Here is a 26,157-nt window from a genome sequence, read left to right as displayed (position 1 = left end):
AATTTAGTTTATATGAGTGAATTCAAATTAAAACTTCACGGCTACACCTAGATTCACGGTCACACCCGGACGATAGCTACGGATTAATTGCTCAACCTCCCGTTTCTCTCCGGAAGCCTCTGTTAACTCTAGGAATTGTTTATATTCTACTTTTGAGTTCAATAGATCTTTTACGCCTCCCTTGACCTCCACGTATTTACCGATCTTCTTCGAGAAACTCAAGTCCAAGGAGTTACGGGGTATCTCATAGATATCGGGAATATCATCGTTCGGGTTCTGCTTCGGTACGCCTACCGTCTCAATACGCTTGCCAATCCGGTTATACAAGGCGGAGGCTGAGATTCCTGCGTTGTCATTCTGATAGAATAAGCCCGTATTGATCAAGTAAGGGGATTGCCCCTGCATCGCACGATCCCGCTCGAAAGAGCCCTCGGCGAAATACACCCTACTATGGATATAAGCCCCGTTGAATACGAAGCTCAAGCCTTTCAGACCGATAAAGTCCAGATTCTTCTTGATATCCAGCTCCACGCCGAAAGCATTCGCATGATCGGCGTTGTGGTATGTGTACTGCAATCCGGAACCCGCTTCCATATAGGTTTGCTCGATCGGATTATCGAACCGTTTGTAGAAACCGCCGATCGTCACCGTCTCACCCGGAGCCGGGTAAAATTCATAACGCAGATCCATATTATTCGCATAAGCGTTCTTCAAGTTTACGTTACCCGTGATATTCGCATCTAAGGCGAAATCATAATATACGTAAGGTACGATCTCCCGGAACTCCGCCCTATTCACGGAACGTCCATAAGCCAAGCGTACTTGGTGCTTCTCATTCAAATTATAAGCGATGTTGACGGAAGGAAAGAAATCCGTAGCGTTCTGATCCAGATGCACCGGTTTTATACCGTCCGACTCATAACCATCTAATTTCAATTGATAGTACTCCATACGTACACCTACGTTCGCATTCAGCCTCTCTCCCCAGTTCAGTTTAGCGGCTACGTAAGCGGCACCCAGCAGATTATCGGAAGTATAAGAGTCGCTCTTGTTCGTACTCTCTTTCATATAGATACGATCGGTCGATATATTTGCGTCCGAGAAGACCGAGCTGTAGTCCCATTCGGCAAAACGGTCATAACCACTTCCCAGCATATTATAGACAAAACGACGGGCATCAAAGTTACGTTTCTTAAACTCTCCATATACCCCCGTGTTCAAGACAGGGGTAAACATCTCCGAGACGGCGAACTTATGCTCGTAATTCAAGGCGGCGGAAGCGCTGTTATCTTTCAAGTCTTGATAATAACGAGTCGGGTCGGACACGTAATAACGAGAGTCACCATCCGTCGTACTCTCCAAAGATTTTACCACCTTGCGATCCGGTTCCTTGTAAGCGGCGAAAGCATAACCTAACGTCCAATCCAGTTTATTCATATCTTCTCTCAATTTATGCTCCCCGCTTAGCTGGCCGGAATAGGTAGTGCGTCCGGTATAAAGGGATTCCCATTTCCGGATATTTTGGTCGGAGTAGAAATCCGTTCCCTCTCGTTGCGATAAGGAAGAGGTTCCACGCTGGTTGAAGAAATTCCTGAACTCATATTTGCTCGTTCCCTTCATCAACGACCAGTTGAACAAGGCTCCTAATTTTGTCGTATTCTTATATTGTACATCATCGTAGCGGTAACGGTATGAGGATTGATCCTTGGCCATGTCGTACGAGAGGTAGTTGTTGTTTTTCATCTCGTAATAATCATAGCCTGTGCTATAGTTCACACTGGTGATATTACCGATCTTCATGTCACCGATATCAAAGGTACGATTCATCGTGAACGTCAGTTTCTGTTCCGGCATCGCCGTGAAATGACACACGTTCCATCCCGTATTCACCCGCTTCGTAAACGCCGCCGCATCCGCTGCCGATATGTCGTTCAAATGAGATGGGGCGTTCGAGGGTAACATTCGGGAGCCAGCGCCAAAGCCCAGATAATCCAAGGCGGAACCTTTCGTCAGTTGGAAATCTCGGAAAGCGGAGTTTGTATTAAACCCGACTTGATAGGAGACGTTGAGCGTATTACCCTCGGGAATATTCTTGGTCAGCACCCGCACGAAACCTCCGGAGAAATCCGCCGGCAATTCCGCCGAGGGGCTTTTATAGATCATCATATTATCGATCAAGGAAGAGGGCAGCACATCGAACGAGAAGGCACGGCTGTCCGTCTCGCTGGAAGGGGTCGTGGCATTGTTCAGCCATACATTATTATAACGTTGCGCAAGCCCTCGAACTACGATAAAACGATCGTCCACGATGGTGATTCCCGGGATACGGCGTAGTACCTCGGCGGCATCGCTATCCTGTGTTTTACTGATTTGTTGGGCGGAAATGCCGTTCACGACCGGAAGGCTCTTGCGTACGGTATTTAATACGGCCATCTCGGTTCCCAATTTCCGTTGGGCCACTACGACCACATTCTGTAATTGGAGGTTAGCGTCGGAAAGCTCGATATTCAACACCGCCTCTTGGCGTGCGACTACCGGAACATCCTTTACCGTTTGCGTTTGGTACGACACGTAAGAGGCGGCTACCGTATAAGTACCTGGTCTCACGTTCTCGATACGGAAATTACCGTCTATATCCGTGATAGCGCCAACCGTAGTCCCCTCGATCACGACCGAGGCGCCGATCAACGGTTCTTTCATCTTAGCGTCCGTAACCGTCCCGCAGATAACCCCTGTTTGTGCCCATAGAGAGAATGACAGGAAAACTCCCATCCAGAAAAGCCCTAACCTTTTCAATCTTTTGCCCCTTAAACTCTTTCCCATTATCTTACTACTTATTATTTCATCTTTGATTTCGACGCAAAAGTACGGGGGCGGTATTTCAAAGATGTTTAGATCCGATAACAATAAAGACAACAAATGTTACATTTTTAAGACCGCAACTTTTCCTTATCGTTTGACATAGCTAACGTATTTTTACTACATTTGCACTCCTGAATGCATAAAGACATTTAATAACATGAAGAACATTAAAATTTTTCCGAAAGACTGGTTGCAGTTGCATCCCTATAAACAAAGCACTCCCGTGGATTCCTATTATACCGGAATAGCGAACCGTATCTACGATATCATGGAGAAGACCGAGTTGGTAAACTCCTTCGAGAGCGAGGAAACAAAGCAGATCTGTATCCGCATGGCCGCCTACTTCGAGGACGTGATCTCCGGCATGGGGATTTGGCGTGCCTTCATCCTTACCCATAAGGAGCTATACGGCAAATACCTCCCCTTCTACACTCCGGACGATCATTATTATGACGATGAGGTGAACCTTGAGGACGTGCGTTTCCTCCTTTGGCATTATACCCAGCAGTATCACGGCTATCGTAAAGGCACTTTCGTCAGTCCGGACAACCCTGCCAACGAATCCACCGGCATGCTTATCTACGACCTGTTCTGCAAAGAGTGGACCACGGCGCCGGAGAATACCCGCATGGCCAAGCTTTTCGCCCTTGATACCCGCTACGAGCGGCAAGAGGATTACGACCGTCTATTGCAATGGTTCCATTACGAATCCTATATCCTGCCTGAGTCGGCCCGGGAACTGAGCGACTTCGCCCACGACCGCTGGAAGGAGCAGCCCGACCTCAACCAAGAGCAGCTTAACAACCTGCTCGTCAACAGCCACGGCATGATGGCCTACACCAGCAAGACCTCCTTGCTAGGTCTGACCTCCCCGCAATGGCTGGCAAAGATATTGCCCGCCGAGCATCCCGACCATGCGGTATTTCAGAACACCGCCGACGAGTCTGTAGCCACCCTGCCCGACGATATGCTGGAGGAAAACCGCCAACAATACGAGACTTTCCGCAAAGCCGCAGGTGACAAACTGCTTCTCTATTTCGACAAGACCGAAGACGCACAAACATTTATCACGGAGACTTCCGGCCTTATCCCCGCCGAGAACTTCCATCTTCCCGAAGACTGGCAAAGCAAGAAACTGGCGATCTACGCCACGCCCGAGGAAGGCGCCCAAGTCATTACCCGTGACGTGGAGCTGATCAAGGATGAGAACAATCCCTTCTACGACGCCAACCGTGCCGCCAAGCAAGCGCTCTCTTTCTTCATCGTGAAACATTGCAGCGTTTACTTCCTGAAAGAGCTGGTAGACCGAGGCATGTTGGCCGACGCACAAACGAAAAGCCTTACCAGCCCGGAACGTGGCAAGGCGATCATACAAGATAATTGGAAATTCCTATCCCGCTATTTCATCCGAGAATATCCCGATAGATAAAACAGATAGGAAGCGACATCACAATCCGTGACAGCGCTTCCGGAGAAAAAGAAGCACTGTCGCAAAACGTGACGGTGCTTCTTTTTTTAGTTCATCTTTCATTTAGCAAACTAACTAGCCAAATATCTTTCAAATAAAAAGAATAAACCCAATAAATACTTACAAATAGAAACATCAGATAAGATATTCTTATCTTTTCTCCGTTCTTTCGCTCCTACAAGCAATCACATTATGCCATTAATACCTATATTTGCGAAACAAATTGACGCAATAATCATTTATACGCAAACATAAGGTCAACAAATGAAAATAAACAGAAATCATTTTAATAGCAGACAAGGATTATACGACCCGTCTTATGAACATGACGCTTGTGGAGTAGGAATGTTAGTAAATATCCACGGCGAGAAATCGCACGACATCATCGAATCAGCCCTTAAGGTACTAGAGAACATGAGGCATCGAGGCGCTGAGGGAGCCGATAACAAAACGGGTGACGGAGCGGGAATCCTATTACAGATCCCTCATGAGTTCATCCTCCTGCAAGGAATTCCGGTTCCAGAGAAAGGCAAATATGGCACCGGACTAATCTTTCTCCCCAAAGACGAGGAACAGCAAGCAAGCATCCTCAGTATCCTCATCGAGGAGATCGAGAAAGAGGGATTAACCTTGATGCACTTACGCAAAGTTCCCGTTCATACGGAAATCTTGGGAAAGGACGCACAAGCGACCGAACCAGATATCAAGCAGATATTCATCATCGGCTGCAACGATCAGCAAGAGCTGGAACTAAAGCTATACCTCATACGTAAGCGGGTCGAGAAAAGGGTATCGGCCACCGACCTTCCGGCCAAGGATGATTTCTATATAGCGTCTCTTTCCACCAAAAACATCGTTTACAAAGGCATGCTGGAATCCATGCAGCTACGCCATTACTTTCCGGACCTGACGCAACCTTATTTCACTAGCGGACTGGCCTTGGTACACTCACGTTTCAGCACCAACACCTTCCCCACTTGGAGTCTGGCGCAACCTTTCCGCCTACTGGCACATAACGGGGAAATAAACACGATACGGGGCAACCGGGGATGGATGGAGGCCCGGGAGAGCGTACTATCCTCCCCCAGAATCCCGGATATCAACGATATACGCCCGATCATCCAGCCGGGCATGAGTGACAGTGCCTCACTGGATAACGTATTGGAATTCTTCGTGGCCTCCGGGATGAGCCTGCCGCATGCCATGGCGATGCTGGTACCGGAGAGTTTCAACGAGAAGAACCCGATCTCCGAAGACCTAAAGGCTTTCTACGAATATCACTCCATCTTGATGGAACCGTGGGACGGGCCTGCCGCCCTGCTCTTTAGCGACGGACGCTACGCCGGAGGCATGCTAGACCGTAACGGTCTCCGCCCCGCCCGCTACCTGATCACGAAACATGACATGATGGTCGTGGCCTCCGAAGTCGGCGTCATGGATTTCGAGCCTAACGAGATCAAGGAAAAAGGCCGTCTGCAACCCGGAAAGATCTTACTCATCGATACCGAGAAAGGCGAGATTTATTACGATAGCGAGCTGAAGGAACAACTGGCGAACGCCCAGCCCTACCGTACTTGGCTGGAGAAAAACCGGGTGGAATTGGACGAGTTGAAATCCGGCCGTAAGATTCCTCATAAGGTAGAGAAATACGACAAGCTACTGCGTACGTTCGGATACAGCCGTGAGGATATCGAACGTATCATCGTACCGATGTGCACGGGAGGGGCGGAACCGGTCGGCTCCATGGGCAACGATACGCCACTGGCCATATTATCCGCCCGTCCGCAAATCCTCTATAATTATTTCCGCCAACAATTCGCCCAAGTAACCAACCCGCCGATCGACCCGATCCGCGAGGAACTCGTCATGAGCCTGACCGAGTATATCGGGGCCGTGGGAAGCAATATCTTAGTTCCAACCGAGAGCCACTGTAAAATGGTTCGGCTGAACCATCCGATCTTGACCAATACACAACTGGATCTCCTGTGTAACATCCGGTATAAGGGCTTTAAAAGTGTTAAGCTCCCCACTTTGTTTGACGCAGAGAAAGGATGCGCAGGACTGAAAGCTGCCTTGGACGAATTATGTAAGCAAGCGGAGCAATCCGTCACCGATGGCGTTAACTATATCATCCTAAGCGACAGGAACGTAGATAAGAAAAAAGCGGTGATCCCCTCCCTGTTAGCGGTAAGCGCCGTACATCACCATCTGATCTCCGTGCAGAAAAGGGTGCAAACAGCGCTGGTAGTGGAAACCGGCGAGATGCGTGAGGTAATGCACGCCGCCCTCTTACTAGGCTACGGAGCCAGTGCCATCAACCCTTATATGGCTTTCGCTATCTTGGATGATCTAGTAGACAGGCAAGAGATACAATTGAATTACGAGACTGCCGAGAAGAATTACGTAAAAGCCATTTGCAAGGGTTTATTCAAGGTTATGAGCAAGATGGGGATCAGCACGATCCGCAGTTACCGGGGAGCAAAGCTTTTCGAGGCGATCGGCCTAAGCCGGGATCTGGCAGATACTTACTTCGGGGGAACCACCAGCAACATCGGTGGTATCCGCTTGGAAGAGATAGCGGCAGATGCGATCGCCATGCACAATGACGCATTCTCCCACCCCACGGATTCTTTATTGGAACATAAAGGCATTTATTCCTTCCGCAAGGATGGCGAGAAACACGCTTGGAACCCGGATACCATTTCCATGCTTCAACTAGCTACCCGCTTGGGGAGCTACAAGAAATTCAAGGAATATTCCCATGTGGTTGATGAGAAGGAAAGCCCCATATTCTTGCGTGATTTCCTGACCTTCAAACAACGCACCCCGATCCCCTTGGAGCAGGTAGAGCCGGAAGAAACGATCATGCGCCGCTTTGTCACGGGAGCGATGAGCTTCGGCTCTATCAGCCGGGAAGCGCACGAGACGATAGCTATAGCCATGAACAAGATACACGGACGCAGTAACACGGGCGAGGGTGGTGAGGACTCGGCTCGTTTCATCCCCCGTGAGGACGGGTTATCGCTCCGCTCCGCCATCAAGCAAGTAGCCTCCGGACGCTTTGGCGTGACCACGGAATATCTGGTAAACGCCGACGAGATCCAGATCAAGGTCGCCCAAGGAGCGAAACCGGGCGAAGGAGGACAGCTTCCCGGCTATAAGGTGAACGATATCATAGCGAGAACCCGTCACTCGATCCCGGGAATCTCTCTGATCTCTCCCCCACCTCACCACGATATTTACTCGATCGAGGACTTGGCGCAATTGATCTTCGATCTGAAGAACGTGAACCCTCAAGCCGAGATCAGTGTGAAACTCGTATCCGAGAGTGGCGTGGGAACCATCGCCGCCGGTGTAGCCAAGGCAAAAGCGGACCGGATCGTGATCTCCGGGGCAGAAGGAGGAACGGGGGCTTCCCCGATAAGCTCTATCCGTTACGCCGGAATCCCACCCGAGCTAGGACTATCCGAGACTCAACAGACGCTCGTGATGAACGGCCTCCGGGGACAAGTCCGCTTGCAAACAGACGGACAGTTGAAAACCGGACGGGATATCGTATTGATGGCGATGCTGGGTGCCGAGGAGTTTGGATTCGCCACCTCCGCCTTGATTGTCTTAGGCTGTGTGATGATGCGTAAATGCCATATGAACACGTGTCCGGTAGGTGTCGCTACCCAAGATGAGGAATTACGTAAACGCTTTCATGGCCGACACGAATATTTGGTGAATTTCTTCACCTTCCTCGCCCGTGAAGTTCGGGAATATCTGGCAGAGCTAGGCTATACGAAACTAGACGATATCATTGGCCGTACGGACTTACTCATGCGTAAACCTTCTGATCATATCGAGAAACATGATCTATTGGATCTCAGCCGCTTGATCCATCTACCGGAACAAGCCGCCACGCAGGCCATCCATCATGTCACCCGTCAACTCCATGCGATCGACAACGTGAAAGATGTGGATATAATCCGTCACGCAAAGGCCGCCATCGAATCCGGACAGGAAGTATCGTTGGATTACGCGATAGCCAACACCGATCGTTCCGTAGGAGCCATGCTTTCCGGCGAGATCGCCAAGCGGTACGGGAACATCGGGTTACCGGAGAACACCCTGCATATCAAGTTCAAGGGGGCGGCAGGCCAGAGCTTCGGAGCCTTTCTGGCTCACGGCGTACATTTCCGGTTGGAAGGCGAGGCGAACGACTATCTCGGAAAAGGATTGAGTGGCGGACACATCAGTTTAATGCCTCCGGTACGCTCCACCTTTATAGCGGAAGACAATACGATAGCCGGTAATACCTTATTATATGGGGCTACCAGCGGTGAGGTTTATATCAACGGCCGGGTCGGAGAGCGTTTCTGCGTGCGAAACTCCGGGGCGATCGCTGTCGTGGAAGGTGTAGGCGACCACTGTTGCGAGTACATGACCGGAGGCCGGGTTGTCGTCTTAGGCAATACAGGCCGGAACTTCGCCGCCGGAATGAGTGGCGGTGTCGCTTACGTATGGAACAAGAATGGTGATTTCGATTATTATTGCAACATGGAAATGGTAGAGCTTTCCTTGATCGAGGATAGCACCTCACGGAAGGAACTTCATGAATTGATCCGCAAGCATTATCATCATACCGGCAGCCATCTGGCCGGATTAATGCTCGATAACTGGAACAAGTACGTGGATGAGTTCATCCAGATCGTCCCGATCGAATACAAGAAAGTACTCCAAGAGGAACAGATGCGCAAACTCCAACGCAAGATCGCGGAGATGCAGAAAGACTACTAAATATTTACACAAAAACAAGAGAACTATGGGAAACCCAAGAGCATTTCTAACGATACATAGACAAGAGGCGGGCTATCGTCCCGTCCACGAACGTATAGATGATTTCAGCGAGGTAGAACAGACCTTGAACAGCGGCGACCGCCGTACGCAGGCCTCCCGCTGCATGGATTGTGGCGTACCCTTCTGCCACTGGGCCTGCCCGCTGGGTAACAAGCAACCCGAATGGCAAGATTTGTTATACAAAGGCCGTTACAAAGAGGCATATCACGTATTGGAGCAGACCGACGACTTCCCGGAGTTCACGGGACGTGTCTGCCCCGCCCTCTGCGAGAAAAGCTGCGTACTGAAACTTAGCTGCGACGAACCTGTCACGATCCGTGAGAACGAGGCGGCTATCGTGGAAGCCGCTTTCCGGGAAGGATACGTACAGCCTATCCAACCGGTACGCAACGGGAAAAAGGTAGCCGTGATCGGTAGCGGTCCCGCCGGATTGACCGTAGCGAACCAATTGAACCGGAAAGGATATGAAGTCACCGTATTCGAGAAAGATGAGTTACCGGGCGGCTTGCTACGCTTCGGCATCCCCAATTTCAAGCTAGGCAAGCACATTATCGATCGCCGTATCCGTATCATGGAGCAAGAAGGGATTCTTTTCCGTGTAAACACGATGGTCGGCAAAGAGATATTAGCGAAAGATGTAGTGAAAGATTTCGACGCTGTTTGCGTAGCGATCGGCGCCGAGGTTCCCCGGGATCTATCTATCGAGGGACGTCATTTAAGAGGCGTACATTTCGCCTTGGAGTTATTAAGCCAGCAGAACCGGATCTTAGAAGGCATCCCCATCCCGCCCAAAAGCCAGATCAATTGCAAAGGCAAGAAAGTCTTAGTGATTGGCGGAGGTGATACGGGTAGCGATTGTGTAGGGACAGCGAACCGTCATGGGGCGGCCTGTGTCACCCAGATCGAGATCATGCCCCAGCCACCCGTCGGACAGAATCCGGCGACACCTTGGCCCATGTATCCCCAAGTACTGAAAACCAGCAGCAGCCATGAGGAAGGTTGTATCCGCCGGTGGAACCTAACCTCTAACCGTTTTATCGGAGAGAAAAACAACCTGATAGGGGTTGAGGTAGAAGAAGTCGAATGGGTTCCCTCCCCAGACAGAGGCCGTCCGCAGATGAGGCTGACCGGCAAGAAAGAGATCATCGAGGCCGATCTGGTTTTCCTCGCCATGGGCTTCCTGCATCCGGAGCAAGAAGGATTGATCAAAGAACTGCGATTGGCTACCGACAACCGCGATAACATCGCCGTAGACAACGCCGGATATACCGCCAACAGCAACCTATTTGCCTGCGGAGACGCTGTCAGCGGAGCGAGCCTAGTCGTAAAAGCGATGGCCTCCGGCCGTAATGTCGCCCGATCCATCGACCGTTTCTTACAAACCAACTAATTTTCAACTTTCAATTTTTAATGATCATGTGTGGTATAACAGCGATATTCAATATACACGACGGAGCGCAAGCCCTGCGTAAACAAGCGTTATTAATGAGTAAACGAATCCGTCACCGGGGGCCGGACTGGAGTGGTATCTACCAAGGCAAAACCGCTATCTTGGCCCATGAACGCCTTTCCATCGTAGACCCTGCCTCCGGAGGGCAGCCTTTGGTCAGCCCCGACGGGAAACTCATCCTCTGCGTCAACGGAGAGATCTACAACCATCAGGAATTACGAGAACGGTTAAAAGGCGATTACGAGTTCCAAACCGGCTCCGATTGCGAGGTGATCCTCGCCTTATACAAGAAGAAAGGGATTGATTTCATCGAGGATCTCAATGGTATTTTCGCCTTCGCTCTCTATGACGAGGAGAAAGGGGTTTACTTGATCGCCCGTGACCCGATCGGCGTGATCCCGCTCTACATCGGATACGATGACGAGGGACACTTGATGGTATCTTCTGAGTTAAAAGGACTTGAAGGCTTCGCCACTCATTACGAGCCGTTCCTCCCCGGTCATTATTTCTATAGCGAAGACCGTAAACTCACGAGATGGTACACCCGTGACTGGATGGATTACGCCAACGTGAAAGATAATCCTACCGACGTACAACAACTTCACGATGCGCTGGAAGCCGCCGTCAAACGCCAACTGATGAGCGATGTCCCTTACGGCGTCCTTCTATCCGGAGGTCTGGATTCCTCCATCACCTCCGCTATCGCCAAGAAATACGCGGCGAAACGCATCGAGACCAATGGGAAAGCGGACGCATGGTGGCCTCAACTCCACTCGTTCGCCATCGGATTGAAAGATGCCCCGGACTTGCTCGCCGCCCGTAAAGTAGCGGATGCGATCGGTACGGTTCATCATGAGATCCATTATACGATACAAGAAGGATTGGACGCTTTACGAGATGTCATTTATCATATCGAGACCTATGATGTCACTACCGTCCGAGCCTCCACCCCCATGTATTTACTGGCCCGTGTGATCCGGAGCATGGGTATCAAGATGGTACTAAGCGGCGAGGGGGCGGACGAGGTATTCGGGGGATATTTATATTTCCATAAGGCCCCGAACGCACAGGCTTTCCATGAAGAGACCCTGCGTAAATTAAGCAAACTGTATTTATATGATTGCTTGCGCGCGAACAAAAGCCTTTGCGCATGGGGCGTAGAAGGACGAGTGCCGTTCTTGGATAAAGAGTTTCTTGATGTGGCCATGCGTCTGAATCCGGTGGCAAAGATATGCCCGGGTACGATCATCGAGAAGAAGATACTTCGAGAAGCATTTTCCGACAGCTTGCCCAAGGAGATCGCTTGGCGGCAAAAAGAGCAATTCTCGGATGGGGTAGGCTATGGCTGGATCGATACATTAAAGAAAATAACCTCCGAGTCGGTCACTGATGAAGAGATGGCGAATGCCGCCAAACGATTCCCAATCAATCCACCCCAAAACAAGGAAGAGTATTATTACCGCTCCATCTTTGAAGAGCATTTCCCCAGCGAAAGCGCGGCGAGAAGCGTACCTTCCATTCCTAGCGTAGCGTGTTCTACCGCAGAGGCTTTAGCTTGGGACTCGGCTTTCAAAAACATGAACGAGCCAAGCGGCAGGGCCATAAAAGACGTACATGAATCCGCTTATTGACGAATATTTCTTTTCTTTAGTAGCAAAATGCACCAACTTTTATGAATAATAAACGCTGGTGCATTTAATTTTTATAATAACTTTGCCAGCTAGAGTCATAAAACACTTTAAAACAAATTTATATGAAGAAAATCTTTACATGCATTAGTTTGGCAGCCGCTACATTCATGGCTACCACCCCAGTGATGGCACAACAACAAAAACAATTAACAGATAAAGAAAAGGCTGCTGTTGTTAAAGTTATTGTTCCTGCCGTTTTTGATCAAGTAAAGCAAATTAGTGGAGTTGATTTCATGTCTCTCACAAATCCTAATATCGAAAGCATAATTAATTCCCCTTTATTTTTGCCTCAAGTATCAAGCCTACGTGCAGATCAATTAAATCCAATCTCGGTTACTCCTGATAGTTTAAAATTGGATCTTAGTTCTATGGATTTTTCTGCGATAGCACCGGGAATGGGTGATTTCATCGCAGGGATCGTTAATGACGTAAAACTGACATTCAGTGATTATAAAGAATATAACGTTTCACTTAACGGACAATCCGTAAAAATTGATTTACCAGAGAAAATTGATGTATCCGCAGCTGCTTTAGTTGACGCAGAAACGGGTAAACCCACAAATTTATTATCGGTATTAATCAAGACCGGGAACAAAGGAACCATTCTTCCTTTCAACAGCTTATCCGTAGAATTGAAATTAGGTTGGTTAGGTACCGTGGGTAGCATGATCCCTAATTTCCCGCTTAAAGATGGAAAATTGATAAGCCTAACAGAAACAGCAAATAGCTCTGGTACGATTGATTATACGATTACTTTAGAAGATAATTTACGTAGTCTAGCTGCAACGTTAGCTCAAGTCCCGAACTTCCAAATATCTCTTGATATGACAAAGTTGATGACAGAAAGTACTATCAAGGCTAGCTTATTCGGTAAACCTCTACAAGCACCTAACGCAAAATTGCCAATGGGTGACGCTGTCGTATATGCAAACTTGAAATCAACAACAGGCATGCCTGCAGATTCTATTGTCTTGACTTCATATGATGCCGCATCTAGCAAAATCAAAGGATATAAGAAGTTGACTCCGACAATTGGCGTATCTGGAGCAAATCTAGTTTTAACGACAACAGATTCAGTACGTGCTGACGTAAATACAGCTTGGACTCCAATGTCTAAACAGATCGTTACAATGCCAGCAACAATGAGCACAGCAATCAATTCTATTATGTCCTCTCTTGTTAATGGTGTCGTTAGTAATCTTAAAGCAAGCGCAGAAACCAATTACACTATTACAATCGATTCTATTTACGAAGCTAAAAAAGATGAGGTTATTCGTGTAATGGAAATCGACGCAACGACAAAAGTTGAAGCTACGAGCTTAAAAGATACAAAGATGATCGTAGATGTCAACTTCTTGAAAGGAAGCAGTAAAGAAAAAGTCATGAATATCAAGGCTACGGCTCCTACAAATGATACTAAGATTACGGTAGACTTTAGTCCTGCTGTTGATCCTAATGGCGATGGCGTTAAAGAAAATGTCCGCATGGCGACATTATATATTACATCTGACGCTATTGGTATCATCACCGATAACGAGACTATCAATGACGAGGTTCAAGAGGTTACGGTATCTACAACCGCTAGCGGTCTTTATGTAAAGAATGGTAAGGGTAATTATGTAATCGTTAATATGGTAGGTAAAGTTGTTTCTACGGGTATCATCACTAGCGATGAGCAATACATCAGCACTCCGAATATGCCGAACGGCATTTATATGATCTCAATCGATCAGTCTAAGCTCTTGAGATCTGCTCATAAGACAACTGTTAAGTTCGTAAAATAAATTATCTAGATAATTAGTTAATCTGAAAAAAGGAGCTATCCGGAAACAAAACCGAGTAGCTCCTTTCTTTTTGTCAATTTGTAAACCAAACTCCCGGAGAGTTGATTTTTCTGGCCAGATGTACTTCTCGTCCCTAAATATGAGAAAAAATATTAGCAAATGATTGTTTAGTAATATATTAGCCAAATACGACCTTTTGTTCTAGAAAAATAATTCATGCTAGTTCACATTTATACGGGTCAAAATATGTTTTTTATACGGATAAAAGAGGCATTTCATACGGTTGTATCGCCCAACGCGACTATATGTATCGCCTTACGCGACCTATCGCATTGGCTAACGCCACTACTTGCGTCGCCCAACGCGACCTTTCGTGTGACAAAACATGACCTTTTACGTAGAAATCAGTGGTTAAATACGTATTTTCACCCATTATCTATCCCTAGTTAAGGCTTCTTGAAAAAGAGGCTCGTCAGACAAACAGACTTATTTTAAGCAAATAGATAGATATATAGCTTTTTTACTTACAGTTACAGCAACCCATATTCACAAAGCATATATTACGATATAAAACCAAAACACACACTTCTAATTATTATTTATAACTAAAAGCATATATTATAACTTCAATCTATTACAAACCTCATATTTATAAAACATTCGAGCCTCTCACCTGTTATATACTTATCAAAACGTTATATATTTGTATTACAATAAAACAAAAAGAAATAATATAAAGAATAATATCATCAAAATGACAAAATCAATCAGATTCACAAAGATGCACGGTGCCGGAAATGATTACATCTATGTAAACACGATGGTCTATCCGATAGACAATCCCGAGGAATTATCTATCGCATGGAGCAAGCCGCACACAGGCATAGGATCTGATGGTTTGGTCTTGATAGGTTCTTCAGACATCGCCGATTTCAGCATGCATATCTATAATGCGGACGGCTCCGAGGCGATGATGTGCGGAAACGCATCCAGATGTATTGGCAAATATGTCTATGAGGCCGGCCTAACGCAAAAGAACAAGGTTACCTTAGAGACCTTATCTGGTATCAAAGAGCTACAATTGAAAATAGAGCGTGAAGAGGTCACCGAGATCACGGTAGATATGGGAATGCCTGCCGTAGGCGAGATCGCCTTGGAGGTTGAGGCTGGAGGAGAAATTTACACCGGCACCGTCATCTCTATGGGAAATCCTCACTTGGTTATCTTCGTGGACGAGATGGACCAGGCCGATCTGGCAAGCGTAGGCCCGTTACTGGAATGCCTCCCGCTTTTTCCGGACCGGACAAACGTGGAGTTCGTGCAGGTGCTAAAACCGGACGAGGTACGGATGAGGGTGTGGGAACGAGGTTCCGGCATCACCCAAGCCTGCGGAACCGGAGCTTGCGCCACCGCCGTGGCCGGGGTCGTACGTGGGAAGACAAAGCGAAAGACGAAGGTCATCATGGATGGGGGCCCTTTAACCATCGAGTGGGACGAGCGGAGCGGTAAGGTCTTTATGACCGGCGGAGCTGTCAACGTATTCGAGGGATTCATCAAAGTCTGACACGGGGAACGAGACAACACAACGAAAACAACAACATAAAAACAAAAGAACTGAGTATGGCACTAATTAATGAACATTTCCTGAAACTACAGAACAATTACCTTTTCTCCGACATCGCGAAAAAGGTAAACAGCTTCAAGGTTACCCATCCCAAGGATAAGATCATTCGAATGGGTATTGGTGACGTTACGCAACCACTTGCCCCCGCCGTTATCGAGGCGATGCATAAAGCCGTGGAAGAAATGGCGAGCAAGGATACATTCCACGGATATGGCCCCGAGCAGGGATATCCTTTCCTAATCGACGCTATCATTAAAAACGATTATGCCAGCCGGGGAGTCTTTATCGAACCGAGCGAGGTATTCATCAGCGACGGAGCGAAAAGCGATTGTGGAAATATAGGCGACATGCTCCGCCACGACAATAGTATCGGGGTGACAGACCCCGTATATCCGGTCTACATCGACTCGAACGTAATGAGCGGACGCACTGGGGTATTGGAAAACGGGAAATGGAGCGATGTCGTATACATCCCTTGCACGGAGGAAAACAACTTCGTACCGGATCTGCCCAGTCGCAGGGTGGACATCCTTTACCTCTGCTATCCCAATAACCCGACCGGAACGACCTTGACTAAGGACGAATTGAAGAAATGGGTAAACTATGCCCTTGCCAACGACGTGCTTATCATGTACGACTCCGCTTACGAGGCTTATATACAGGACCCGAATATCCCCCACTCTATCTACGAGATCAAAGGAGCGAAGAAGGTAGCCATCGAATTCCGGAGCTTCTCTAAAACCGCCGGGTTCACGGGGATACGTTGCGGATACACGGTCGTACCGAAGGAGCTGAACGCCTTCACGCTGGACGGGCAACGGGTACAGTTGAACAAATTATGGAACCGTCGCCAATGCACGAAATTCAACGGAACCAGTTACATAACCCAACGGGGTGCGGAAGCGGTTTATTCCACCGCCGGGAAACAGCAAGTAACAGCTACTATCAATTATTATATGACCAACGCGAAGATCATGAAAGAGGGTCTGCAAAACTGCGGTCTTACGGTGTACGGAGGCGATAACGCCCCATACCTCTGGCTAAAGACCCCGGACAGCCTCTCCTCATGGAAATTCTTTGACAAACTGCTTTATGAAGTCAAGATAGTCGGAACCCCCGGAGTGGGATTCGGACCGAGCGGGGAAGGTTATCTACGCCTCACCGCTTTCGGCGATAGGGATGACACCCTAGAGGCCATGGCTAGGCTGAGGAAGTGGCTAAGATAAGTCATTTACTATAAACAACAATAATCATCAGGTATTATGTCAAAGTTAAGATTTAGAGTCGTAGAATCGGCGTTCGAGAAGAAAGCGACCGAGCTAACCACTCCCGCCGAGAGACCTTCCGAGTATTACGGTGAGTTAGTATTCAACCGTGAGAAGATGTTCAAATATCTTCCAGAGAGAGCGTACGAGAGACTGGTGGACTCCATCGACAACGGTACCCCGCTAGACCGTGAGACAGCGAACGCCGTGGCCTCCGGCATGAAGAAATGGGCGATGGAAAAAGGCGCTACCCACTACACCCACTGGTTCCATCCCTTGACAGAAGGTACCGCCGAGAAGCACGACGCTTTCATCGAGCACGATGGCAAAGGCGGCGTACTTGAGGAATTCGAGGGCAAACTACTGATCCAGCAAGAGCCGGACGCCTCCAGTTTCCCGAACGGCGGTATCCGCAATACGTTCGAGGCCCGTGGCTACTCGGCTTGGGATCCTTCCTCCCCTGCTTTTATCGTAGGAGACACCCTGTGCATCCCGACGATCTTCATCGCTTACACAGGCGAGTCCCTCGACTACAAAGCTCCCTTGCTGAAAGCCTTGGAAGCCGTGAACAAGGCGGCGGTCGATGTCTGCCACTACTTCAACCCGGACGTGAAGAAAGTATACGCCTACCTAGGTTGGGAACAGGAATACTTCCTAGTAGACGAGGGCCTATACGCCGCACGTCCCGATCTGTTGATGACCGGCCGAACCTTGATGGGACATGAAAGCTCGAAGAACCAACAGTTGGAGGATCATTACTTCGGAGCCATCCCCACCCGTGTCATGGAATTCATGAAAGACCTCGAGGTTGAGGCATTGAAACTTGGCATTCCCGTAAAGACCCGTCATAACGAGGTCGCCCCGAACCAATTCGAGCTGGCTCCCATCTTCGAGGAATGCAACCTCGCCAATGACCATAACTTACTGATCATGGCCCTAATGCGCAAGATCTCCCGCAAACATGGGTTCCGTGTCCTGTTGCACGAGAAACCGTTCAAAGGCGTGAACGGTTCCGGCAAGCACAATAACTGGTCGCTGGGAACCGATACCGGAATCCTTTTGATGGGACCGGGTAAGACGCCGGAAGACAACCTGCGCTTCGTGACCTTCGTGGTCAACGTACTGAAAGCCGTGTACACCCATAACGCATTGCTGAAGGCCAGCATCTCCAGCGCGACCAACGCCCATCGTCTGGGAGCGAACGAGGCTCCCCCAGCGATCATCTCCAGCTTCTTAGGTACACAGTTATCCAAGGTATTGGAACATCTGGAGAACAGCGACACGGAAGATTTCAACCTAGCGGGAAAGCAAGGCATGAAACTCGATATCGCCCGTATCCCCGAGTTATTGATCGATAACACGGATCGTAACCGTACCTCCCCTTTCGCCTTCACCGGTAATCGTTTCGAGTTCCGTGCCGTAGGTTCCTCCGCGAACTGCGCCGCCGCCATGCTGGTATTGAACGCCGCCGTAGCGGATCAGTTGAGGCAGTTCAAGGCCGAGGTAGACGCTAAGATAGCCACCGGAAAGGATAAGTTCGCCGCTATCATCGAGGTAATCCGCAAGGATATCAAGGAATGCAAGGCAATCCATTTCGACGGCAATGGCTACAGCGAGGAATGGAAGGCCGAGGCCGCACGCCGGGGCTTGGATTGCGAGACCAGCGTGCCTTTGATCTTCGACGCTTATTTGAAAGATAGCAGCGTCCGCATGTTCGAGTCCACGGGAGTCATGACCCGTAAGGAGCTGGAGGCTCGCAACGAGGTCAAATGGGAGATGTACACGAAGAAGATCCAGATCGAGGCCCGTGTATTAGGCGACCTGACAATGAACCATATCATCCCGATGGCCACCAAATACCAGTCTTCCTTGATAGACAACGTATATAAGATGCGTGAATTATTCCCCGCCGATAAAGCCGCCCATCTATCCTCCAAGAACATGGAGATCATCGAGGATATAGCGAACCGCACGATCTTCATCAAGGAAAAAGTGGACGAGATGGTCAACGCCCGCAAGATAGCCAACAAGATAGAGAGTGAGCGGGAGAAGGCGATCGCTTACCACGATCGGATCGTCCCGATGATGGAAGCCATCCGTTACCATATCGACAAGTTGGAACTGGTTGTCGACGACCAGATATGGACCTTGCCGAAATACCGTGAGCTTTTATTCATCAGATAGTCTTATTCAGACAGTAGTTTTTTGTTGATTGTTTTGTGTTAATAAGGAGAGGATGCTGCGAAGTATACCTCTCCTTCTTTTTTATCCCATACAAAATACATACCTTTGGGGCATAAATATATAGGAGGGAAATTGATATGACGACAATAGAGTTACAACAATGGAGAGAAAGCTTTATCGAGAGGTATCTCAATAAAATAGACGATATGGAAACGGTCCTAAAGATCGAGAAATATATGAAACGAATTATGTCCAAGGCGAATGCAGCATCTCCCATTTCATTCAGTTTGAAAGAAGCCAATAGGGAAATAGATATAGCCGAACAGGAGCTAGAAGAAGGTAAAGGCATCAATGAGGATGATATGCACCAATTCTTTGAGACATGGAGAAACAAGCTAAAGTAATCTGGGCACCCCGTGCGAAAAGACAAGCTGATTTAGCCATAGCCTACTGTTTAAAGCACTTTGGGAAACAAGCTGCTCTCAACTTTATCGATAAGTTGGAGAAGAATTGTATCCGGATAAAGAACAATCCTCTTATTGGTACTATAGAAGAGACTTTCGCCGATAGAGACAAGGAATATCGCTCCTTGATCGAGGGACATCATAAACTTATATATACCCAAGAAGGAAAACGTTCCATACGTATCGTATTGTTGTGGGACTGTCGTCAAAACCCCGATAAATTAAGAACATCTATCAGATAAACAATAACAAATATGAATTACGGATTCGTCAAAGTAGCGGCAGCCGTACCACAGGTTAAAGTGGCTGACTGCTTTTATAATATTCAACAGATCGAGGGATTGATGCGCCAAGCGTCCCAAAAAGAGGTCCAGATCATCGCCTTCCCCGAATTATCGGTTACGTCTTATACTTGCATGGATTTGTTCTCGCAAGAGACCTTACTCAGAAACGCCGAGAAAGCCTTGCTGGATTTAGTGAACAACACCGCCGATCTGGATTTACTAACGATCGTAGGTTGCCCGCTTGTCAGCGGAAGCCAACTGATAAACGCCGCCGTCGCTTTCCAACGGGGCGAGATATTGGGGGTAGTGCCCAAAAGTTACCTGCCCAGCTACAAGGAGTTCCAAGAAGAGCGTTGGTTCACGGCCTCTTCACACCTACAGCAATCCATGATCACGATCGGTAACCGGGAAGTGCCGCTGGATTGCTACCTGATCTTCGAGTACGATGAGGTACGTGTGGGTATCGAGATCTGCGAGGATCTTTGGGTTCCCATCCCTCCCAGCTCCGAGCTAGCCATGCAGGGGGCGAACTTGATATTCAATCTATCCGCCAGCAACGAGTTGATCGGTAAGCATGCTTACTTACGATCCTTGATCTGCCAGCAATCCGCACGTTGTATCGCCGGATACGTCTACGCTTCCGCCGGTTTCGGGGAATCCAGTACCGACCTCGTATTCGCGGGAAACGGTATCATAGCGGAGAACGGCACGTTGTTAAGGGAATCCGAGCGTTTCTCCATGGAGGAGCAACTCGTTATCAGCGAGATCGATATCCAGAACTTACAGAACGACCGACGGATCAACACCAGTTTCATGCAGGGTTATCTCAACCATAACATGGATAACGGCACCGTAGTCTCATTCAGCCTTCCCAACCGGACACTGGATTTGACCCGGGCAATCGACCCGCATCCCTTTACCCCTTCCGGCGATGCCTTGAAAGAACGTTGCGAGGAAATATTCCATATACAGGTAGCGGGATTCGCCAAGCGTGTCCTCCATGCCCACGCCCAAACCGCCGTCGTAGGCATCTCTGGGGGACTGGATTCCACCTTGGCCCTACTGGTCACCGTCATGACCTTCGATGCCTTGAAGATCCCACGGGATAAGATCATCGGCATCACCATGCCCGGCTTCGGAACGACGGATCGTACCTATACCAATGCCTGCGACTTGATACGCTCCCTTGGCGTGACCCTCCGGGAGATCTCCATCAAGGACGCTTGCATCCAACACTTCAAGGATATCAATCACGACATCCATGTACATGACGTGACGTACGAGAACAGCCAAGCCCGTGAGCGTACCCAACTTCTTATGGACGTGGCGAACCAAGCGAACGGCCTCGTGATCGGTACGGGAGACCTCTCGGAGCTTGCCTTGGGCTGGGCTACTTACAATGGCGACCATATGTCTATGTACGGCGTCAACGGTAGCATTCCCAAGACATTGGTTAAATATCTGGTGGAATGGGTGGCCAATAACAAGGTAGACGAGGCTTCCCGCGCCACGTTATTAGATATAGTAGACACTCCGATCAGCCCGGAATTGATTCCCGCCGACGAGCATGGGAATATCAAGCAGAAGACAGAGGATTTGGTAGGCCCGTACGAGCTGCACGATTTCTTCCTCTATCACTTCTTACGCTTCGGAGCCCCACCCGCGAAGATTTATTTCTTGGCGAAGCGGGCATTCGGGGAAACCTACGACGATGCCACCCTCAAGAAATGGCTCCATACCTTCTTCCGCCGCTTCTTCCAGCAACAGTTCAAGCGCAGTTGCCTGCCGGACGGCCCGAAAGTAGGTTCCATCAGCCTCTCCCCCCGCGGAGACTGGCGAATGCCGAGCGACGCAATGGCTACGCTTTGGCTGGATGAGATCGCAGGGCTTTAACATTTTTTCAATGGTATAGTCATAGACGAGGCTCTCTTATGGGCCATAGACGAGACACCTACCCCCATAAGAGAGCCTAATCTATGACCTATGAAAGAGCCTCGTCTCTCACCCGTATCAACCGAGGCCCTAACATAGATCGTAACTAATCGAACTGCGTAATCACCCTGCGAATCCGGGTGAAGCTATCCGTATCCTTCTCCAGTTTATAGATGTGCTTATAGGACAGGGCATCCTGCTCGGTCGGCGAACCATTGATCAAGAGAATATCCCGGTCGTTGGCAAATTTCAAGATACCCGCCACGTTGTTCGGGTGCAGCTTCCCGATCTCATCCATCATGCAATGGAGCCTGAAATCGGAGAATACCGTGGAGGCGTTCCGCTTGAACACGTTCAGCAACATGATATTCACCATGGATTTGACCAAGATATCCGTACCCTCGGAGCCTACGTTCGTAAGACGTTCTACGAAGCCCGTATCATTCCGGTTCTCGATCACCCGGAATTTAAGGTCGAAGAAGTCCGCCAAGCGGATCAAGTTGCCGGAATAAGCGTCCATCGACTTGATCAACTCACGTAGCAACGTCGTCGCCTTCTCCCGGGTAGCCGTATCGTCGGCCGAGGAAGCGAACAGGTTCTGCCCCAAATCCCAGCTATATTCCTCGTTGAATCGCTTGATCTCCTTCAACAGATTGACGATCTTGTTCTGGCTCGGATCAATACGCATCTCGATACACTGGATAATCCCCACGAAGTTCTTCTCCTTGAAATCGGCGTTGATCTGATCCACCACGCCACGGATATTACCTTCCTGAGAGACCATGCTTTTCGTGTCCGCCGTAATCTGCCGGAAGATATCGGAGTTGCGGGTATTGATACGCGATTGGTATTCCGAGACCTTATCCTCGTCGATAAACTCCTTCAAGTCGCAAGCAAAATCCATATACTCTTTATCATCCGAGAAGCTCGTCTTGAAGGCGAACACATTATCCTCGGAGAAATTGCCGGTGTAGGCGGTTATCTCCTTGCGCAGCTCGGAAAGTTTCTGGGATTGCTCGCTGACGCGGATCGTGATCTCCCGTACCAAGGAACGGCAATCGCCATCCGTATCGGTACGGTTCATGGAAGAGAAGATGGATTCCCTAGAGGTAAACCAGTCCAACAGGGTAGAGCGGTGATATTCCTCCCGGTTCTCCAACGCTTTCCGGTTGGACTCCTTCAGCTCCTTCAACTCGGCATCTACCTTGAAGATACTCCGGTTCACGTCCGCCAGACGCTTTTTCAATTCCTCCCGTTCCCCGTGGATGATCTGCTGCAAGCGCAGGCTCTCCGTCGTCCAGTCGGATACCTTATCCAGCATCTCTCGTTTATCTTTCAGATACTCGATAATCAATGCCTTGGTCTCGTTGATATACTTGATCTCCCCACCGATATACGCCAAGCGGGAATGGATCTCCTCCAAACGTTTCGGATCGCCACCGCTAGCGGTCAAGCTATCCAATTGCTCCCTGTCATATCCGGATTTGCGCTCTTCCAGCTCCGCTTTCTTGCGTGCGATCTCCTCCGAGATAGCTTCCCTCGCGACGGAGAGTTCCTTATCCAAAGCAGCCAACTCATCTTTCTCTTGCTCATCCAAGGAAGCGAGTTCCCGGTCCATCTTGCCTTGAAGCGTGGCGATCTCCTGCTGGATCGAGGAAAGGACGGCTTCGGCAGCGTTCAACTCCTCCTCCAAGCGCCGGATCTCCTCCTGCCTCAGACGGGTCGCCTGATCCCGCAAGGCCGACAGACGAGACTCGTCTTCCTTCTTGCGGACCGCCAGTTGCTCCAACTCATATTCCGCATGATAGATATCCTCCTTGATGGGCTTCACCGAGGATTGATATTGCTTGCGAAGATTCTCTTTAGCCGCCTCCAAATCCTGCCGCGCCGTAGCGATGAACCGCTGGATTCCGGCACGTTTTTCCTCGGCCTCCTTCTTCTCCGTCAAGTAATCCTCCTTGGTCTTGACATTCCGGTGAATCCCGGAGGTGAAGCGGATTCCATAAAAGGTATCTCCCTCGCCTACCTCCGCCGTAAACTCTTTCCCGTAAAGCAGGCGCTCGTCACACACTTGCCCGATCGTCTGCTCCCAGCCGGGCTTATGCTCGGACAGCCAGTTGAAGAAGCTATCTTTCTGGTTGTCCAAGAACTCCGTCAGTTCCGCTAGCTTAGCGCTCAGGGCCTCGATCTTCACCTCGTTGGATTCCGCTAGCTTTTGATAATCCTCATCCAGATGCTTCTCGGCGGTCTCGAACTCTTTCGTCTGGTAGTTCAACTCGTACTTCAGCTCACGGATCTTCAGCTCCAAGTCCTTCCGGTTCGCGTCGTAATTACCGAGACGCCCTTTGACCGCCTCCAATTCCTCCGAGGTTCCCGACTGCCCCCGGGCAGTCTTGATACGCATCTTCAAGGCGGCGACCTCCGTCGTACGTTTCTCCCGATCCACCAACAAACGCTCTTTCTCCTCCGAGGCGGCATGGCGCGATTCCTCCCGTAGCCGTCGATAATACTCCCGGCGAGCCTCCCGACGAGCATTGATCTCGGTCTCTGCCGCCAGTAATTGTTTCTGTTTCTCGTTCTCGAAGCCGGCCAACTCGTTCTTCAGATTAGCGATCAAATTGGCGTGCAAGACCGAGGCTTCTTTATTCTTGGAAGAAAGCAAATCTTTCTCCACGACTAAGGATTCCTGTTCCTGCTGTAAGATCTCCAATTTGTTACAACGATCCATCGCCGTCTGGATATCTTTCCCGGCATAGAAAACCCGTTTCGCTTCCGCCTCCGACAAGGAGTTTTTCAGCACGGCCAACTCGCCTTCCATCGTGGCTGTCCGGTTCTTCGATTCAGCGTCCAGCTTATCCCTTTGCTTATAGAAATCCGATTTGACCGCCTCCTGCTCGTGTATCTTCCGGGACAACTCCGGCAAGATACGCTCCGTTTGCAGATAAGCCCCGCGCAATTGGCGGCACAGATCGTTGATCCGTAAATCCCGCTTACGGATATCGTCCGACAAGGTGGAGATCCCGGCGGCCTTCCGCGCCATGCCCGGCTCACGGAAAACACCGATATCATTCAGTTGCGCCTCAAAGCCGGATAGATGGCTCCGATAACGGCTCAAGTCGATCACGCTATCCGCCTCGTTCAAGGAGGTGATGATCGTCTGCTTGATATAATCCGCCTCCAAGCGTGAATTCAGCAAGACGTTCTGGATCGTACGGATGATATTCTGGTAGGAGCCGCTCTCCATCAAGGAAAAACAGGAGTAATCCCGTTTATTATCCGAGTTTCCGTAGAGGATATTCCGGTATTCCTCATACGTGGAGATCGCCCCGCTATACTTGATACCGTTCTTATCGAGCACCGAGCGGATACGATCCGACGGATAAGGCGCTCCCTCCTCGTCGATAAAAAGATCCGACCGGTACGGAGAGGCGATAAAACGGTAGCAGATACGGTTCATCGTCTTATAGCTAAGTACCGTAAACCAACCATCCTCCCTCGCTACCTCGTAGATGATCGAGGAATCGGCATAAGGGAAATAATAATCCTGATACGACTTCTTCTCGACCGGGATTCCGAGCCGCTGCGTATCGGCGTTGTAAAAGAAAAGGATCGCACGGAGGATCGTACTCTTCCCCACTCCCTGCGTTCCGATTAAATGTATATTTCCATCCAGCTGTACTTCCGAGTAACGGATAGCGGCGCTGTTTATAAATACTATTTTATTGAGATATCTCATCTTCGTTCTTTATGTTAATACTATGGATCATCTTCGTGAGGTAATCCCACGAGGAGAGCACTTTCCACGTCCCGTTCATATCGCTCACGCACTCGATAAAGCCCTCTTTCGTCATCCTGTCCAAGATGGTATCGAGGATATCCTTGCGTTTTTCCTTGCCTCCGGTATGTTTTTTCAACCCGTCCAGCTTCATCTCTAGATCCATGTCGATACGGGAACGTACCAATATCTCCGCCGGCGAGAAAGTGAAACCGGGCCCGAAGGCCGTATCGTACGTACAGAAGAAGTCCATGATATCGATCCAAGCGAAGAAACGCTGGAGCTTTTGCTCCAAGGTAGCCCGGGGCTCCTTGCGGGAGAAGTAGAAGTAATTATTCCCCTGCTCCAACACGAAATTGATATGCGAGAAATAATCACGTAAACGCTCAAAATTATCTTCTACGACCGAGAAGAGTGTCCTCAACTCCTTTACACTTGTATTCGAGCACAGAAAATTACCTTTCGACAGGTAATCATAGATCTGTGCGGTCTGTACCGGTAAATTATCTATCATCTTATTATTGTTGTTTTA

Annotated in this window: 14 protein-coding genes; 11 read left to right on the top strand and 3 right to left on the bottom strand. The window is 49.2% G+C overall.

Annotated elements, in window-relative coordinates; all coding sequences use genetic code 11:
- Positions 1-27: 27 nt before the first annotated feature.
- Positions 28-2,823, bottom strand: coding sequence for a TonB-dependent receptor (locus tag ACYIA1_RS02890; RefSeq protein WP_057326415.1), 2,796 nt, complete (start codon positions 2,821-2,823; stop codon positions 28-30).
- Positions 2,824-3,019: 196 nt separating this feature from the next.
- Here ACYIA1_RS02890 and ACYIA1_RS02885 point away from each other — a divergent pair, with 196 nt between their 5' ends.
- The 11 genes from ACYIA1_RS02885 (at position 3,020) to ACYIA1_RS02835 (ending at position 21,811) form a co-directional block, all read left to right on the top strand.
- Positions 3,020-4,291 carry a DUF3843 family protein gene (locus ACYIA1_RS02885; protein ID WP_480334321.1) on the top strand — a complete coding sequence of 424 codons (1,272 nt, stop codon included), beginning with the start codon at positions 3,020-3,022 and terminating at the stop codon, positions 4,289-4,291.
- Positions 4,292-4,594: 303 nt separating this feature from the next.
- A complete protein-coding gene (gene gltB, locus ACYIA1_RS02880) occupies positions 4,595-9,112 on the top strand; it encodes a glutamate synthase large subunit (protein WP_480334319.1) in 4,518 nt (1,505 codons plus the stop codon).
- A gap of 25 nt (positions 9,113-9,137) precedes the next feature.
- Positions 9,138-10,562, top strand: a complete 1,425-nt coding sequence (locus ACYIA1_RS02875; RefSeq protein ID WP_121961672.1) for a glutamate synthase subunit beta — start codon at positions 9,138-9,140, stop codon at positions 10,560-10,562.
- A 26-nt stretch (positions 10,563-10,588) separates the two neighbouring features.
- On the top strand, positions 10,589-12,253 hold the full coding sequence (gene asnB, locus ACYIA1_RS02870; protein ID WP_480334317.1) for an asparagine synthase B: 1,665 nt from the start codon (positions 10,589-10,591) through the stop codon (positions 12,251-12,253).
- Between the two features lie 122 nt (positions 12,254-12,375).
- Positions 12,376-14,097 (top strand): DUF6383 domain-containing protein, encoded by a 1,722-nt coding sequence (locus ACYIA1_RS02865; protein WP_480334315.1) that lies wholly within the window; start codon positions 12,376-12,378, stop codon positions 14,095-14,097.
- A 754-nt stretch (positions 14,098-14,851) separates the two neighbouring features.
- Entirely contained in the window at positions 14,852-15,661 is an 810-nt protein-coding gene (gene dapF, locus ACYIA1_RS02860) for a diaminopimelate epimerase (RefSeq protein WP_005866043.1), read from the top strand.
- Positions 15,662-15,717: 56 nt separating this feature from the next.
- Positions 15,718-16,947, top strand: a complete 1,230-nt coding sequence (locus ACYIA1_RS02855; RefSeq protein WP_005866042.1) for an LL-diaminopimelate aminotransferase — start codon at positions 15,718-15,720, stop codon at positions 16,945-16,947.
- A 36-nt stretch (positions 16,948-16,983) separates the two neighbouring features.
- The gene (locus ACYIA1_RS02850; RefSeq protein ID WP_008774024.1) at positions 16,984-19,170 is read left to right on the top strand and encodes a glutamine synthetase III family protein; all 2,187 of its coding nucleotides are present in this window, start codon (positions 16,984-16,986) and stop codon (positions 19,168-19,170) included.
- A gap of 206 nt (positions 19,171-19,376) precedes the next feature.
- Complete coding sequence (locus tag ACYIA1_RS02845) at positions 19,377-19,574, top strand: hypothetical protein (protein WP_227154411.1); 198 nt, start codon at positions 19,377-19,379, stop codon at positions 19,572-19,574.
- Positions 19,553-19,876, top strand: a complete 324-nt coding sequence (locus tag ACYIA1_RS02840) for a type II toxin-antitoxin system RelE/ParE family toxin (RefSeq protein WP_008774025.1) — start codon at positions 19,553-19,555, stop codon at positions 19,874-19,876. Before ACYIA1_RS02845 ends, ACYIA1_RS02840 begins: the two co-directional genes overlap by 22 nt.
- Before the next feature lie 12 nt (positions 19,877-19,888).
- Positions 19,889-21,811 (top strand): NAD(+) synthase, encoded by a 1,923-nt coding sequence (locus ACYIA1_RS02835; RefSeq protein WP_057326412.1) that lies wholly within the window; start codon positions 19,889-19,891, stop codon positions 21,809-21,811.
- A 145-nt stretch (positions 21,812-21,956) separates the two neighbouring features.
- On the opposite strand, the gene ACYIA1_RS02830 is transcribed toward ACYIA1_RS02835, so the two are convergent.
- Positions 21,957-25,586, bottom strand: a complete 3,630-nt coding sequence (locus ACYIA1_RS02830) for an ATP-binding protein (protein WP_480334311.1) — start codon at positions 25,584-25,586, stop codon at positions 21,957-21,959.
- Positions 25,570-26,139, bottom strand: a complete 570-nt coding sequence (locus ACYIA1_RS02825) for a condensin complex protein MksE (protein WP_005866029.1) — start codon at positions 26,137-26,139, stop codon at positions 25,570-25,572. The genes ACYIA1_RS02830 and ACYIA1_RS02825 overlap by 17 nt, the downstream gene beginning before the upstream one ends.
- Between the last annotated feature and the right edge of the window lie 18 nt (positions 26,140-26,157).

The sequence above is a fragment of the Parabacteroides sp. KHUB-02 genome (assembly GCF_056640955.1).
The sequence above is the reverse complement of the archived record's forward strand: the minus strand, read 5'-3'. Positions and strand labels throughout refer to the sequence as shown.